10 protein-coding genes are annotated in these 15671 nt (G+C 43.1%); all 10 read left to right on the top strand.

Annotation, left to right across the window (positions count from 1 at the left end):
• The first annotated feature begins 65 nt into the window (after positions 1-65).
• The 10 genes from sdhA (at position 66) to wecC (ending at position 15670) form a co-directional block, all read left to right on the top strand.
• Positions 66-1916 (top strand): succinate dehydrogenase flavoprotein subunit, encoded by a 1851-nt coding sequence (sdhA, locus tag ACI2JM_RS01445; protein ID WP_404641575.1) that lies wholly within the window; start codon positions 66-68, stop codon positions 1914-1916.
• Positions 1917-2127: 211 nt separating this feature from the next.
• Entirely contained in the window at positions 2128-2838 is a 711-nt protein-coding gene (locus tag ACI2JM_RS01440; RefSeq protein ID WP_055123743.1) for a succinate dehydrogenase iron-sulfur subunit, read from the top strand.
• A gap of 924 nt (positions 2839-3762) precedes the next feature.
• Entirely contained in the window at positions 3763-6645 is a 2883-nt protein-coding gene (locus ACI2JM_RS01435) for a 2-oxoglutarate dehydrogenase E1 component (protein WP_404641573.1), read from the top strand.
• Positions 6646-6798: 153 nt separating this feature from the next.
• Entirely contained in the window at positions 6799-8040 is a 1242-nt protein-coding gene (gene odhB / locus ACI2JM_RS01430; protein ID WP_404641571.1) for a 2-oxoglutarate dehydrogenase complex dihydrolipoyllysine-residue succinyltransferase, read from the top strand.
• A gap of 227 nt (positions 8041-8267) precedes the next feature.
• On the top strand, positions 8268-9722 hold the full coding sequence (gene lpdA / locus ACI2JM_RS01425; protein WP_404641569.1) for a dihydrolipoyl dehydrogenase: 1455 nt from the start codon (positions 8268-8270) through the stop codon (positions 9720-9722).
• A 156-nt stretch (positions 9723-9878) separates the two neighbouring features.
• Positions 9879-11045 (top strand): ADP-forming succinate--CoA ligase subunit beta, encoded by a 1167-nt coding sequence (sucC, locus tag ACI2JM_RS01420; RefSeq protein WP_055123662.1) that lies wholly within the window; start codon positions 9879-9881, stop codon positions 11043-11045.
• Between the two features lie 152 nt (positions 11046-11197).
• Positions 11198-12073: a succinate--CoA ligase subunit alpha gene (gene sucD, locus ACI2JM_RS01415; RefSeq protein ID WP_045455414.1), complete on the top strand. Its 876-nt coding sequence runs from the start codon at positions 11198-11200 to the stop codon at positions 12071-12073.
• Positions 12074-12172: 99 nt separating this feature from the next.
• A complete protein-coding gene (galE, locus tag ACI2JM_RS01410; protein ID WP_404641567.1) occupies positions 12173-13204 on the top strand; it encodes a UDP-glucose 4-epimerase GalE in 1032 nt (343 codons plus the stop codon).
• Between the two features lie 39 nt (positions 13205-13243).
• Entirely contained in the window at positions 13244-14383 is a 1140-nt protein-coding gene (wecB, locus tag ACI2JM_RS01405) for a non-hydrolyzing UDP-N-acetylglucosamine 2-epimerase (protein ID WP_404641565.1), read from the top strand.
• Positions 14384-14422: 39 nt separating this feature from the next.
• Positions 14423-15670 (top strand): UDP-N-acetyl-D-mannosamine dehydrogenase, encoded by a 1248-nt coding sequence (wecC, locus tag ACI2JM_RS01400; protein ID WP_404641563.1) that lies wholly within the window; start codon positions 14423-14425, stop codon positions 15668-15670.
• The last annotated feature ends 1 nt before the right edge of the window (position 15671 follow it).

Genomic DNA, 15671 nt, shown 5'->3' with positions numbered 1-15671 from the left:
TAGGATGATTTTGAGACAGCCTTTTTATTTACTTCTAAGCATTAATAGGCATTAGGAAAACCGTAATGGCAACTAGACAAGATAATACCATTAGTAATATTAAGACGCTAAACTATGACGCAGTCATCGTTGGTGGCGGCGGCTCAGGTATGCGTGCTTCACTACATTTGGCAGAAGCAGGCATGAAAGTTGCCGTTTTGACCAAAGTATTCCCAACCCGTTCGCACACGGTTGCGGCTCAGGGCGGTATCGGCGCAAGTTTGGGCAACATGAGCAATGATAACTGGCATTTCCACTTTTATGACACCGTTAAAGGGTCAGATTGGTTGGGTGACCAAGACGCGATTGAATACATGTGCCGTGAAGCGCCTAAAGTAGTCTATGAGCTTGAGCACATGGGTATGCCGTTTGACCGTAACGAAGACGGCACGATTTATCAGCGTCCGTTCGGTGGTCATACCTCAAACTATGGCGAAAAAGCCGTACAACGTGCGTGTGCTGCAGCTGACCGTACGGGTCACGCGCTATTACATACGTTATATCAGAAGAATTTGCAGCAAGGCACTGAGTTCTTTATCGAGTGGATTGCGCTTGATTTGATCAAAGACGAAGCGGGTAATATCAACGGTGTTATCGCGCTTGAACAAGAAACCGGTACGGTTGCCGTATTCCAGTCACCGATTACTGTCCTAGCGACAGGTGGTGCTGGTCGTATCTTCGCCGCTTCTACTAACGCTTATATCAATACTGGTGACGGTATTGGCATGGCCGTTCGTGCTGGTATTCCATTACAAGACATGGAGTTTTGGCAGTTCCACCCAACGGGCGTTCATGGTGCAGGCGTACTGTTAACTGAAGGTTGCCGCGGTGAAGGCGCAATCTTACGTAACAAAGATGGTGAAGCGTTCATGGAGCGCTATGCGCCAACGGTTAAAGACTTGGCACCACGTGATTTGGTTTCTCGTTCTATGGATCAAGAGATCAAAGAAGGTCGCGGCTGTGGTCCAAACGCTGACCATATCGTAATGGATATGACGCATTTGGGTGTAGAAACCATCATGAAGCGTTTGCCATCGGTATTTGAGATTGGTAAAAACTTCGCTAACGTCGATATCACCAAAGAGCCAATTCCCGTTATTCCAACTATTCATTATATGATGGGCGGTATTCCAACCACTATTCATGGTCAAGTCATTAAGCCTGATCTAGAAGCAGGTACGGATGAAGACGGTCTATATGCAAAAGGCAACGTGGTTAAAGGTCTTTATGCTATCGGCGAATGTGCTTGTGTCAGTGTTCACGGTGCCAACCGCTTAGGTACGAATTCACTGCTTGATCTATTGGTATTTGGTCGTGCTGCTGGTAAGCATATCGTTGATGAATTCCATCATGCCGATCATAACTATAAGCCTCTAGATCCACGCGTACTAGATTATACGGTCGGTCGTTTAGACAAGCTGCAACAGTCGATCGAAGGCTATAATGCCCAAGACGTGGCTGACGAGATTCGTGCGACCATGCAAGCGCATGCGAGTGTGTTCCGTACGCAAGCGATGATGGACGAAGGTGTTGAGAAGATTTTAGCGCTTGGTGACAAGATTGAAAAAATCCATTTGGCCGATAAATCACAAGTATTTAACACAGCGCGCATTGAAGCATTCGAAGTGGCTAACTTATATGAAGTGGCAAAAGCGACAATGGTATCAGCGGCAATGCGTCACGAAAGCCGCGGTGCTCATAGTGTGTCTGACTATGACCGTCCAGAAGATGATGATTACGCACCAAATGGCCGTAATGACCACGAGTGGATGAAGCATACCTTATGGTATTCTGAAGGCAATCGCATCATTTATAAGCCAGTTCGTAAAGTACCACTAACGGTTGATTATATCGAACCGAAAGTTCGCGTCTATTAATTCTGGACTGCGCAATTTAGCGATACGAACAGCGTAAACGTTTTATTTTTTATTCATTTATTAAAAGGTGACCGCCAGCTACATGCTCATGCCAGCGTGACAATATGATTAGTTGATATTTGATAATTACTGTCAATATGGGCTAATCAATAGCGCTGATATGATGCAACCTTTGTATGCCCGCCATCACCTACGTGTGGAGTTTAGCATTATGAGCCGAGGTACTCGCACCATCGAAATCTATCGCTACGATCCTGATCTGGACGCAGCGCCGCGCATGCAAACGTATACGATTGAGTTGCTAGACTCAGATCGTATGTTGCTTGACGTGTTATTACGCCTGAAAAAGGAAGATGAAACACTGACCTTCCGTCGCTCTTGCCGTGAAGGTATTTGTGGCTCTGATGGCATGAACATCAATGGCAAAAATGGTCTAGCGTGTCTCATTAACATGAACACTCTGCCAGAAAAAGTCACGGTTCGTCCATTACCAGGTCTACCTGTTGTTCGCGATTTGGTTGTTGATATGAACCAATTCTATGAGCAATATGAGAAAGTACATCCGTACTTGATCAATGACCAGCCAGCACCGCCGACAGAGCGTTTGCAGTCACCTGAGCAACGCGAAAAGCTAAACGGTTTGTACGAATGTATTCTATGCGCATGCTGTTCAACCAGCTGTCCATCGTTCTGGTGGAACCCTGATAAATTCTTAGGTCCATCAGCATTACTGCATGCTTATCGCTTCGTAGCTGATAGCCGTGATGGTGATACGCAAGCACGTTTGGCGCGTTTAGATGATCCATTTAGCCTATTCCGTTGCCGCGGTATCATGAATTGTGTATCAGTTTGTCCAAAAGGCTTAAACCCAACCAAAGCAATTGGTCATTTACGTAATATGCTCATTGACCAAGCAGGTTAATCGTTTATAATTGTCTGGTTTTTTTGCAGATAGCGTACGAAAAACACCACCTAATCATTAGGTGGTGTTTTTTATGAACAATATATCTGAGATTCTTTGGTTGTCTTTCAGTGCCAGATAGGGCTTATAGAGACGATTATTCGACATGGTTAAAGGTAAGGCTGGGCTATCAATACGTTGGTTGTATGTAAGAAGGCATGATATATACGTCAGCAATCTATATAATTGGTGTTAGAAAAAAGTATTCAGCCAGAGATATTCACCACGTTAAATGTTAGAATAGCGCATTATTTTAATAATTAGTCGTTTTGACGAACCACTATCAGTCGTTAATGGTTAACTTACTGATAAATAAGTATTCAAAACAAGTAATAGACTGGAATAATACATCCAAAATGATAGTAGATATTCATTACCTAAATAGTTAGTATTGAACAAACAAACTATGGCGCGAAACGCTGTCATGCTACTCTATACAGCAACGCATGTTTGCCATAAAAGCAATGATAGCTTGGAAATAACCAGACGTTCCAGCGAGAATAGCCAAATGATAGGCCAGCTGAAGGCGTCAATAATTCATCGATCGTTTATCTTTGATGAATTGGTTATAACTAACTTCAGTATATATAAATTAATGTTGTGAGACGAGTCAGATAACAAAACTGGACGTTCACAAATAATTATATTTTTAATATAGCTATTGTAATGGCACTTATTATCACTATTTAGCATCACTGTCTGTCATAAGCAAAAGCACAGACAAGCGTACTTTTCTTTTATAGTAATAAGTGTGGTTCATAGAGCAGTATTGAACAGAATACGATTGAGTTTTTATAGCATTAAGTATTTAGATGTCTCACATACAACAGATTACACAATAATAAGCACGATTCCATTCATTTATCTATCAAATAGACGATTATTATGAATAGTATAACTAAAGAAGCCGCAAGCCTAGGACATACAGAACTGGCTGCTGACAACGCCAGCTATATAGAAGCTCTTTATGAGCAGTACCTAAACGACCCTGATAGCGTTGATACCGATTGGCAAACGTATTTTGAACAATACAAATCGCCAAACGATGCACAGCATAACGCTATTAAGGAACAGTTTTTGTTGCTTGCTCGCAACCAAACTGCCAACAAAGCCAGCACTCAAGCGCCTGATGCAGATGCAGGCTTAGCTGACTGTGCCAACCCTAAACAAATGGGTGTACAGCAGCTAATTTCAGCTTACCGTCGCCGTGGTCATCGCCGCGCCAAGCTTGATCCGTTAAATCTACATCCACGTGCAGAAGTGGAAGATTTGACCCTTGCTTATCATAATCTTTCAGAAGCAGATCTGGATACCGTATTTCCTACCAATGATTTGAACATCGGTAAAGACGAAGCGCCTTTACGTGAAATCATCGAAATTATGGAACGTGTTTACTGCCGTTACATTGGTACTGAATACATGCACGTTACCACCAGTACTGAAAAACGCTGGATGGAAAAGTATCTAGAAACCAACTTAGGTTACATCAAGTTTGATAAAGAAAAGCGCTTATCTATTCTTGAGCGCCTAACAGCAGCTGAAGGTCTCGAAAAATACTTAGCACGTAAATATACGGGTGTTAAGCGTTTCGGACTAGAGGGTGGCGAAAGCTTTATCCCTGCTATCAATGAAATCATTCAACGTGCAGGCGGTTACGGCACTAAAGAGATGGTCATTGGTATGGCTCACCGTGGACGCCTAAACCTACTGGTCAATATCTTAGGTAAAAACCCTGCGGACTTGTTTGACGAGTTTGATGGTAAAGTACAGCCAGAAAAAGGCTCAGGTGACGTTAAATACCATAATGGTTTTTCATCAAACGTGATGACGCCAGGCGGTGAAGCGCATTTGGCTTTAGCATTTAACCCATCACATCTTGAGATTGTCGCACCGGTATTGCAAGGCTCTGTACGTGCCCGTCAGGTGCGCCGCAACGATCAGCCGCTACTGGATAATAAAGGTGGTAATTCAGTATTGCCAATCGTTATTCATGGTGATGCTGCGTTTGCTGGTCAAGGCGTGGTTCAAGAAACGTTCCAGATGTCACAAACCCGTGCTTATACCACTGGTGGTACTGTACATATTGTGATCAATAACCAAGTCGGTTTCACGACCAGCCGTCAAGAAGACGTGCGTTCGACTGAGTACTGTACTGATGTTGCAAAAATGGTACATGCACCTATCCTACATGTGAACGGTGATGATCCTGAGTCGGTCGTATTTGCCGCGCAGTTAGCATTAGATTACCGTCACGAGTTTGATAAAGACATCATTATCGATCTGTTCTGCTATCGCCGTAATGGTCATAATGAAGCCGATGAGCCGTCAGCGACTCAGCCACTCATGTATGCAGTTATCAAGAAGCTACCAACGACTCGTACGATTTATGCACAAAAACTCATCGAAGACGGTATTTTGAATGCTGAAGAAGAAAAGCAGTATGAAGATGACTATCGTGAGTCTTTAGACCGTGGTGACTATGTTGCAAACTCATTGGTTAATGAGCCTAACGAAGAATTGTTTGTCGATTGGAAACCTTATTTAGGTCACGATTTGGTGGATGATTGGGATACCAGTGTCGACATCGAGATTCTAAAAGGGTATGGACGTCGTATGGCGGAAATGCCAGAAGGCTATAAGTTACAACGCCAAGTCCAAAAAGTGGTTGAGCAGCGCTTGGCCATGCAGACAGGCGAAGAGCCATTAAACTGGGGTGCAGCTGAAACGTTGGCATACGCATCACTAGTCGATAACGATAAAGTATTGGTACGTATTACTGGTGAAGACGTTGGTCGTGGTACTTTCTCACATCGTCATAGCGAAATCTATAATATCAATGATGGCAGTATGTATGTGCCATTGGCTCATATGAGTGACACTCAAGCCCGCTTTGCCACTTATAACTCATTGTTATCAGAAGAAGCGGTATTAGCATTTGAATATGGTTATGCAACGACAGTACCAAACGCCTTGATCGTTTGGGAAGCGCAGTTTGGTGACTTCGTCAACGGCGCGCAGGTGGTGATTGACCAGTTTATCTCAAGTGGTGAGACGAAATGGCAGCGCGTTTGTGGTCTAACTATGTTATTACCACATGGTTTTGAAGGTCAAGGTCCTGAGCATTCATCTGCTCGTCTTGAGCGTTTCTTACAGCTATGTGCTGAAGACAATATGCAAGTAATAACGCCAACGACACCTGCACAGATCTATCATGCGCTACGTCGTCAAGCGGTTCGCCCAATTCGTAAGCCATTGATTGTCATGTCACCGAAGAGTTTACTACGTCATAAGCTAGCCACGTCAAATCTTGAAGAGCTAGCGAATGGTAAGTTTGAAACGGTACTGCCAGAGATGGACAACCAAAATGCAGACAAAGTCACTCGTATGGTGCTTTGTGGTGGTAAAGTTTATTACGACTTACTTGAGCAGCGCCGCGCATTAGGTCTAGATCATGTCGCTATTGTTCGTATTGAGCAGCTCTACCCATTACCAGAGCAGCGTTTGATGGCTGAGATTGAAAAATACAGCAACTTGGCTGAGATCGTCTGGACACAAGAAGAGCCGCTGAACCAAGGCGCTTGGTATTATTTAGCACCGCATATGTTCCGTATCGTCGTACCACACCCAACCAAGGCGAAAGTCATGGAGCCAGTGGCGCGTCCTGCGAGTGCAGCACCTGCTACAGGGTCACCGAAACTGCATGCTCAACAGCAGCAAGCGTTGATCGCTGGTGGTCTTGGTATCAGTGTCGATGAGTTGGCTAAGTAACAGATTATTGAAGATAAATGAATCAGGCGATAACAGTCAGTATGTTGTAATAAAATCTAGATAGTATTATCTAAGATCGCTATGCAAGATGGCACTGACTGCCTATCACGACTTAATAACAAATATGAATATCCCAATCTAAGGAGTATATCGATGGCTGATATCAAAGCCCCCGTTTTTCCAGAATCAGTTGCCGACGGTACTATCGTTGAGTGGCATGTCACTGAAGGTCAGCAAGTCAATCGTGATGACCTATTGGCTGAAATCGAAACTGATAAAGTCGTATTAGAAGTTGTGGCGCCTGATAATGGCGTTATGACCAAAATCGTTAAGCAGGTTGATGATACCGTGTTGTCTGACGAGATCATTGGTCAATTCGAAGCTGGTGCAAGCGCCAGTGCAGATAATGCTCCTGCGGTAGATCCAGATCAACCAGCAGCGCCAGTACAAGCTAAGCAAGCAGCAGATGGTGGCGAGCCTGTCCAAGCAACAGATAAAAAAGACGAAGCGGACCATAAAGATCAAAGCCCAGCGGTGCGTAAAGCAGCGAAAGAGTCTGGCGTTGATCCTAAAGAAGTTGAAGGTAGTGGTCGCGGCGGTCGTGTGACCAAAACCGATATGGCTAACCCAACATTGAAAGCAGACAGCAGCATCAAATCTGATAGCGGCCGTCCAGTGGCTGAATCAATGGGTGAGCGTACTGAGAAACGTGTTCCAATGACACGTCTACGTAAGACAGTCGCCAATCGTCTGCTAGCAGCTTCACAAGAAACGGCGATGCTAACGACGTTTAACGAAGTGAACATGAAGCCATTAATGGACATGCGCGCTAAATATAAAGACCAGTTCGAAAAACGTCATGGCGTACGTTTAGGCTTTATGTCATTGTTCGTGAAAGCGGCAACCGAAGCACTTAAACGCTTCCCAGCAGTAAACGCTTCACTAGACGGTGATGACATTGTTTATCATGGTTTCTACGATATCGGTGTTGCTGTATCATCTGATCGTGGTTTGGTTGTTCCAGTACTACGTGATACTGATCGCATGAGCATGGCGGACGTCGAAAGCCGTATCCGTGAGCTTGGTGGCTTGGCTCAAAAAGGTAAACTTGGTCTAGATGACATGACTGGTGGTACGTTCACTATCTCAAATGGCGGTGTATTTGGCTCATTAATGTCTACACCTATTTTGAACCCACCACAAACAGCTATCCTAGGTATGCATGCGATCAATGACCGTCCTATGGCTGTTGATGGTAAAGTTGAAATTCTACCGATGATGTATCTTGCATTGTCTTATGACCATCGTATGATTGATGGTAAAGAAGCGGTACAATTCTTAGTAACCATCAAAGAATTGGTTGAAGATCCAGCCATGTTGCTACTAGACCTGTAAGCTTTTAAGCTTGTATTGGCAACCGCTGATACAAGCTTTTTAACTTTAGTTTAAACAGTGGTGCTCGTTGTTTATTAATAAATAAGAATGCTTCGCTGATATGGTGTATTTACCATAGAGTAGAAACGAAACATATGGACTAAAAAAATCGCTTATTTATTAACGAGACAATCCTCAGTTTAAACGATATTTACAATTAGAACGATAATTAGAAATAGGAACGTACTATGAAAGACAATTATGATTTAGTCGTCATCGGCGGCGGTCCTGGTGGTTATGAAGCCGCTATCCGTGCAGGTCAGTTAGGTATGAGCGTTGCTTGTATCGAAAAGCGTGTCTATAAAGGTGAGCCAGCACTTGGCGGCACTTGCTTAAACGTTGGTTGCATCCCATCAAAAGCACTACTTGATAGCTCGCATCGTTACGAAGCGACTAAGCATGACCTTGCTGAGCATGGTATCAGCACTGGTGATGTCGCTATCGATATCGAGCAAATGATTGCTCGTAAAGAAGGCATTGTTAAGCAATTGACGGGCGGCGTTGCTGCACTATTGAAAGGTAATGGCGTTGACTGGCTACAAGGCTGGGGTACGCTGGTTGATGGTAAAGGCGCTGATAAGCAAATTAAATTTACCGCCCTTGCAGATGAAGCAGAAACGACCATCACTGCTAAAAACGTGATTCTTGCGGCAGGTTCTGTGCCGATCGATATCCCAGTTGCTAAAACTGATGGCGATCGCATCGTTGACTCTACTGGCGCCCTTGATTTCACTGCTGTACCTAAACGTTTAGGCGTGATTGGTGCTGGTGTTATCGGTCTTGAGCTTGGTTCAGTATGGCGTCGTCTAGGCGCTGAAGTGGTTGTTTATGAAGCGTTGCCAAGTTTCTTAGCAGCTGCTGACAAAGATATCGCAAAAGAAGCGGGCAAAATGCTGAAGAAGCAAGGTCTTGATATCCGCGTTGATACCAAAGTAACCAATGCTGAAGTCAAAGGCGATCAAGTTGTTGTCACGAGCGAAACCAAAGGCGAGTCATCTGAAGAAAGCTTCGACAAACTGATCGTTTGTGTTGGTCGCCGTGCTTATTCTGAAAAATTACTTGGCGATGACAGTGGCATTCAATTGACTGAACGTGGTCTTATCGACGTCAACGATCAATGTAAAACCAATCTTGATGGTGTTTATGCCATCGGTGATTTGGTTCGTGGTCCAATGCTTGCACATAAAGCGATGGAAGAAGGCATGATGGCCGTTGAGCGCATTCATGGCGAAAAAGCCCAAGTTAATTACGACACGATTATTAACGTCATCTATACCCATCCAGAAATCGCATGGGTTGGTTTGACTGAGCAAGAAGCTGAAGCCGCTGGCTACGAAGTTAAAACAGGTTCATTCAACCTAGCAGCGAACGGTCGTGCATTGGCTCAAAGCGAAGCGGAAGGCTCTATCAAAGTCGTGGCTGATGCTAAAACAGATCGCCTATTAGGTATGCATGCTATCTCTGCTGGTGCTGGTGATATCGTCCATCAAGGTATGATCGCGATGGAATTTGTCTCTAGTATCGAAGATTTGCAATTGATGACTTTTGCTCATCCAACCATTTCAGAAGCCGTGCATGAAGCTGCTCTGTCTGCTGATGGCCGTGCTATTCACGCCATTCAGCGTAAAAAGCGTAAGAAATAAGTCGTTATTTTGATCAGTACCAACTTATAACCTGATCGCGGTGGGGTTGTTATGGCTTCCACCACGGTCATGAGTGCGCCATATGCTTGTCTAATATGTATATACGCGCACTTGTTTTCACTTTTTATTAATTGTAAAAAATAAAGGATACAATCAATGAATTTACATGAGTATCAAGCAAAAGAGCTATTAAAAAGCTATGGTTTGCCGATTCAAGAAGGCATTATTGCCTATAACGGCGACGAAGCTGCTGCTGCTTTCGATAAAACGCCAACAGACATTGCGGTTATTAAAGCGCAAGTACATGCTGGTGGTCGCGGTAAAGCGGGTGGCGTAAAGCTGGTTAAAACTCGTGAAGAAGCCAAGCAAGTTGCTGAAGAGCTAATCGGTACCAATTTGGTTACTTTCCAAACTGACGCTGATGGCCAACCAGTTAACTTCGTATTGGTTGCAGAAGATATGTATCCAGTACAAACTGAGCTATATCTTGGTGCAGTCGTTGATCGTTCTACGCGTCGCGTAACGTTCATGGCATCAACTGAAGGCGGCGTTGATATCGAAGAAGTCGCAAATGAGACACCAGAAAAAATCTTTAAAGTAAACGTTGATCCTTTAGTTGGTTTGATGCCTTTCCAAGCACGTGATGTGGCATTCAAACTAGGTTTAGAAGGCAAGCAAATCAATCAATTCGTTAAATTGATGACAGGCGCGTATCAAGCATTTATCGATAACGATTTTGCCTTGTTAGAAATCAACCCATTAGCCGTTCGTGAAAATGGCGAAATCGTTTGTGTTGATGGCAAAATTGGTATCGATTCAAACGCACTGTATCGTCTGCCTAAAATTGCAGCACTACAAGACAAGTCACAAGAAAATGAGCGTGAGCTTAAAGCGGCTGAGTTTGACCTAAACTATGTTGCTCTAGAAGGCAATATCGGTTGTATGGTTAACGGTGCTGGTCTTGCTATGGCGACCATGGATATCATCAAATTGTACGGCGGCAAGCCTGCTAACTTCTTGGACGTTGGCGGCGGCGCGACTAAAGATCGCGTTGTTGAAGCATTCAAGATTATTCTTGAAGACAGCAGCGTTGAAGGTGTTTTAATCAACATCTTCGGTGGTATCGTACGTTGTGACATGATTGCAGAAGCGATTATCGCTGCTATCAAAGAAGTTGACGTAAAAGTACCTGTTGTTGTCCGTCTAGAGGGTAACAACGCTGAAAAAGGCGCGCAAATCCTAGAAGAGTCTGGTCTGAAATTGATTTCTGCCCAAGGCCTATCAGATGCGGCTCAAAAAATTGTCGATGCTGTTAAAGCTTAATATATTTGAGGCATAGTCCTCTAAATATACGTGCTTAAGCATAGTAGTCAACGCGTAATAGCAGCTTGTTGGTATAAATTTATCATTAACATTTAATGGATAACACATCATCAAGTGGCTATTGCAAGACAACCGAATACAAGGAATAAATAATGAGTGTATTAATCGATAAAGATACCAAAGTATTGGTACAAGGTTTTACTGGTAAAAATGGTACGTTCCACTCTGAGCAAGCGATCGAATACGGTACTAAAGTCGTCGGCGGTGTAACCCCAGGTAAAGGCGGTCAAACGCATTTAGGCCTACCAGTATTCAACACGATGGCAGAAGCTATGGAAGCCACCCAAGCTGACGCTTCTGTTATCTATGTACCAGCACCATTTGTACTAGATTCTATCGTTGAAGCGGTAGATGCTGGTGTTAAATTGATTATCGTTATTACTGAAGGCGTGCCTACTTTAGACATGCTAAAAGCAAAACGTTATATCGAAGAAGCTGAAGGCGTACGCATGGTTGGTCCTAACTGCCCAGGTGTTATCACGCCAGGTCAGTGCAAAATTGGCATCATGCCAGGTCATATCCATTTGCCAGGTAAAGTGGGTATCATCTCACGCTCTGGTACATTGACTTATGAAGCCGTTGCTCAGACCACCAAGCTTGGTTTTGGTCAATCAACTTGTATCGGTATCGGTGGTGACCCTATCCCTGGTATGAACCAAATTGACGCATTGAAACTGTTCCAAGAAGATCCACAAACTGAAGCGATCATTCTAATCGGTGAGATCGGTGGTACTGCTGAAGAAGAAGCCGCTGCTTATATCAAAGACCATGTGACTAAGCCAGTGGTTGGTTATATCGCTGGTGTTACCGCTCCAGAAGGCAAGCGTATGGGTCATGCAGGCGCGATTATCTCTGGTGGTCAAGGTACTGCTGAAGAGAAATTTAAAGCGTTTGAAGATGCTGGTATCGCGTATACGCGTGACCCATCTAAGCTTGGCGAGAAATTGAAAGAAGTTACTGGTTGGTAAGATAGGCATAAGTCTACAGTTTAACTACCAAAACTGCATTGAAATATCGAGAAGACACCCCTACAATGGGGTGTCTTTTTTTGTCTCGAAAATAAATTTATGAAAAATAAGATACTAGTTACGGGCGGTGCGGGTTATATTGGCACACACACCTGTATCGCACTGCATGAAGCTGGGTATGATATTGTAGTTTACGACAACTTATCTAATAGTAGTCGTGAAGCAATCAATTGCATCTCGGCTCTCATTGGTCAACCTATTGATTTTATCGAAGGCGATATTCGCGATGCTGAGTCACTTAAACAAGTATTTTCGTTCCATCGTTTCTTCGGCGTGATTCACTTCGCTGGACTAAAAGCAGTTGGTGAATCTGTTGCCAAGCCATTGCTGTACTACAATAACAACGTCAGTGGTACCATTACCTTACTACAGGTGATGGCAGAGTATGATGTCAAAAACCTCGTTTTTTCTTCCTCTGCGACTGTTTATGGTGATCCCGAAACTCTACCTATCGATGAGAACTCAAAGCGCTCTTCTACCAATCCCTATGGTCAGAGCAAACTTGCCGTCGAGCACATATTAGAAGACCTTGCCGTATCCGATGACAGTTGGAACCTGATTCCTCTGAGATACTTTAATCCAGTAGGGGCGCATCCATCAGGTCAGATTGGCGAAGATCCAAATGATATACCGAATAATTTGATGCCTTATATCTCTCAAGTAGCTGTTGGTAAGCTTGTCAAACTTAATATTTTTGGTAATGACTATCCAACTATTGATGGTACTGGTGTGCGTGATTTTATCCATGTCACTGACTTGGCAACAGGTCATGTCGCTGCGTTAAATTATTTAGAGCGACAAGTGGCACCAGTAGGATTTTTACCGATTAATTTAGGCACTGGTAAAGGTACTTCTGTATTAGAGTTAGTAACGGCATTTTCTAACGTTTCTGGACAACCAATTCCTTATCAATTTGCAGACCGCCGCGCAGGTGACATTGCTAGTTGCTATGCAAGTGCTGATAAGGCAAAGGAGCTATTAGGCTGGGAGGCAAAACTATCTATCACTGACATGTGCCAAGATACATGGCGGTGGCAAAGCATGAATCCTAATGGGTATTATATAAAATAATTTATATCGAAAATATATTGTAATTAATAAGAGAACTTTATGATAAAAGTACTAAGCATTTTTGGCACACGTCCTGAAGCCATTAAAATGGCACCAGTGGTCAAAGCCTTAGAAGCTAACCCTAATATTCAATCATTAGTTTGTGTGACAGCACAGCATCGTGAAATGCTTGATCAGGTATTGTCGTTATTTGAGATCACACCTGATTATGACTTAGATATTATGAAGTCTGGTCAAAGTTTGACTCAAGCCAGTTCAAGAATGCTACTTGCTCTTGAACCTATTCTTGAAGAGTGTCAGCCAGATTTAGTATTGGTTCACGGTGATACCTCAACTACCTTATGCGGAGCGCAGGCTGCTTTTTATCAACAGATTCCTATTGGTCATGTAGAGTCTGGATTACGTACCTACAATATTTACTCTCCATGGCCAGAAGAAGCTAATAGACAACTAACCAGCATTATTACTAAACTACATTTTGCACCCACCAAAACGGCTGCTCAGCATCTATATGATGAACATAATAATCCTGACTTCATTTATGTCACTGGGAATACAGTCGTTGACGCACTATTAGATGTTAAAAATAAACTAGAAACTAATGAGATGCTGAGATTTGAATTACAGCAACAGTTCTCAGAATTAGACTTTACCAAGCGTCGTGTATTGATTACCGGGCATCGCCGAGAAAATTTTGGTGATGGTTTTGAGTCGATCTGCCAAGCAATTCAGGAGCTTGCTCAAAAATACCCAGATTATGAGTTTGTTTATCCTGTACATTTGAACCCCAATGTGAAAGAACCAGTTGGACGTTTATTACGTGGTCTTGATAATGTTAGGTTAATTCAACCGCAGGACTACCTACCATTCGTCTATTTGATGAGTACCAGTCATATTATCTTAACTGACTCTGGTGGTATTCAAGAAGAAGCTCCGTCGCTCGGTATTCCAGTTCTAGTGATGCGTGAAACAACTGAGCGTCAAGAGGCAGTTGAAGCAGGAACCGTTAAATTAGTTGGTACTCATCACGCTACTATTGTGGCTGAAGTTAGTAATCTCATTGAAAATGAGGCTTTATACTTAAAGATGAGTGAGGCACATAATCCGTACGGTGATGGGCAGGCTTCACAACGTATAGCAAAGACGATTGTTAATTTTTTTGGACATAAAGAAGCTTAGAAAATTGAATCGACTATGAATAAATTAAGTGAGAGAAAGATGAAAAATATTTGTGTGTTTGGTCTAGGATATATTGGTTTACCGACAGCCGCGATGTTCGCACATCATGGTGCCAATGTTATTGGTGTCGATGTTAATCCGCATGCGGTTGAAACGATTAATCAAGGCAAGATTCATATCGTAGAGCCAGGTCTAGAAGCGATTGTCAAACAAGCGGTAGATAATGGTAAGCTTAAAGCTAGCCTTACACCAGTACACTCAGATGCTTATCTCATCGCAGTACCGACGCCTTTCAAAGGCGATGATCACGAACCTGATTTATCCTATATTCATGCTGTTAGTAAAGCATTAGCCCCTCTGTTAGAAAAAGGTGACGTGGTAATTCTAGAGTCAACCTCACCAGTGGGTGCCACTGAGAAAATGGTCGAATGGCTCGCTGAAGAGCGCCCTGATCTTACTTTTCCTAAGTATCATGAGCCTGAAAATGAAGCCGATATCTTTGTTGCTTATTGCCCCGAGCGTGTACTGCCAGGTAAGGTAGTAGAAGAGCTGATTTCAAATGATCGTATTATTGGTGGAATGACCAAAGAATCGACGGAAAAAGCCCAAGAAGTGTATCGTATATTCGTAGAAGGTGATTTGCTCGCAACCAACTCTCGCACTGCTGAAATGGCAAAGCTCACTGAAAACGCCTCTCGTGATGTGAGTATTGCTTTTGCTAACGAGCTCTCTATCATATCTGATAAATTAGATATTAACGTATGGGAACTGATTGAGCTGGCCAATCATCATCCACGGGTGAACATTCTACAGCCTGGTGCTGGAGTCGGGGGTCATTGTATCGCTGTGGACCCTTGGTTTATCGTTAATCAAAACCCAGACGAAGCTAAGATTATTCGTGCTGCACGTGAGATAAATGATAATAAGCCTAAATGGGTAATCGAGAAAATCATTGCTGAAGTAGATAAGCTAAAAGAACAAGGTGTTGAGACACCAGTTGTAGCGTTGCTAGGTTTAGCCTTTAAGCCCAATATTGATGATCTACGTGAGAGTCCAGCAGTGCACATTGCTCTTAAAATATTAAATAATAAGAATATGGATGTTCTTTTAGTAGAACCTAATATATCGATGCTCCCTCCTATACTAGGAGATGGAAAATTGGTTTCACTCGATATAGCTTTAAAACAAGCAGATATTGTGGCAGTGTTAGTGGGCCATTCTTACTTTCAAGATATATTAAAAAATAATTTACATACAGACATCATTAGTTTTATTGGGGAGTTATGAG

This window comes from Psychrobacter sp. NPDC064578 (assembly GCF_044901245.1).
Classification (GTDB): Bacteria; Pseudomonadota; Gammaproteobacteria; order Pseudomonadales; family Moraxellaceae; genus Psychrobacter; species Psychrobacter cibarius_C.
The sequence above is the reverse complement of the archived record's forward strand: the minus strand, read 5'-3'. Positions and strand labels throughout refer to the sequence as shown.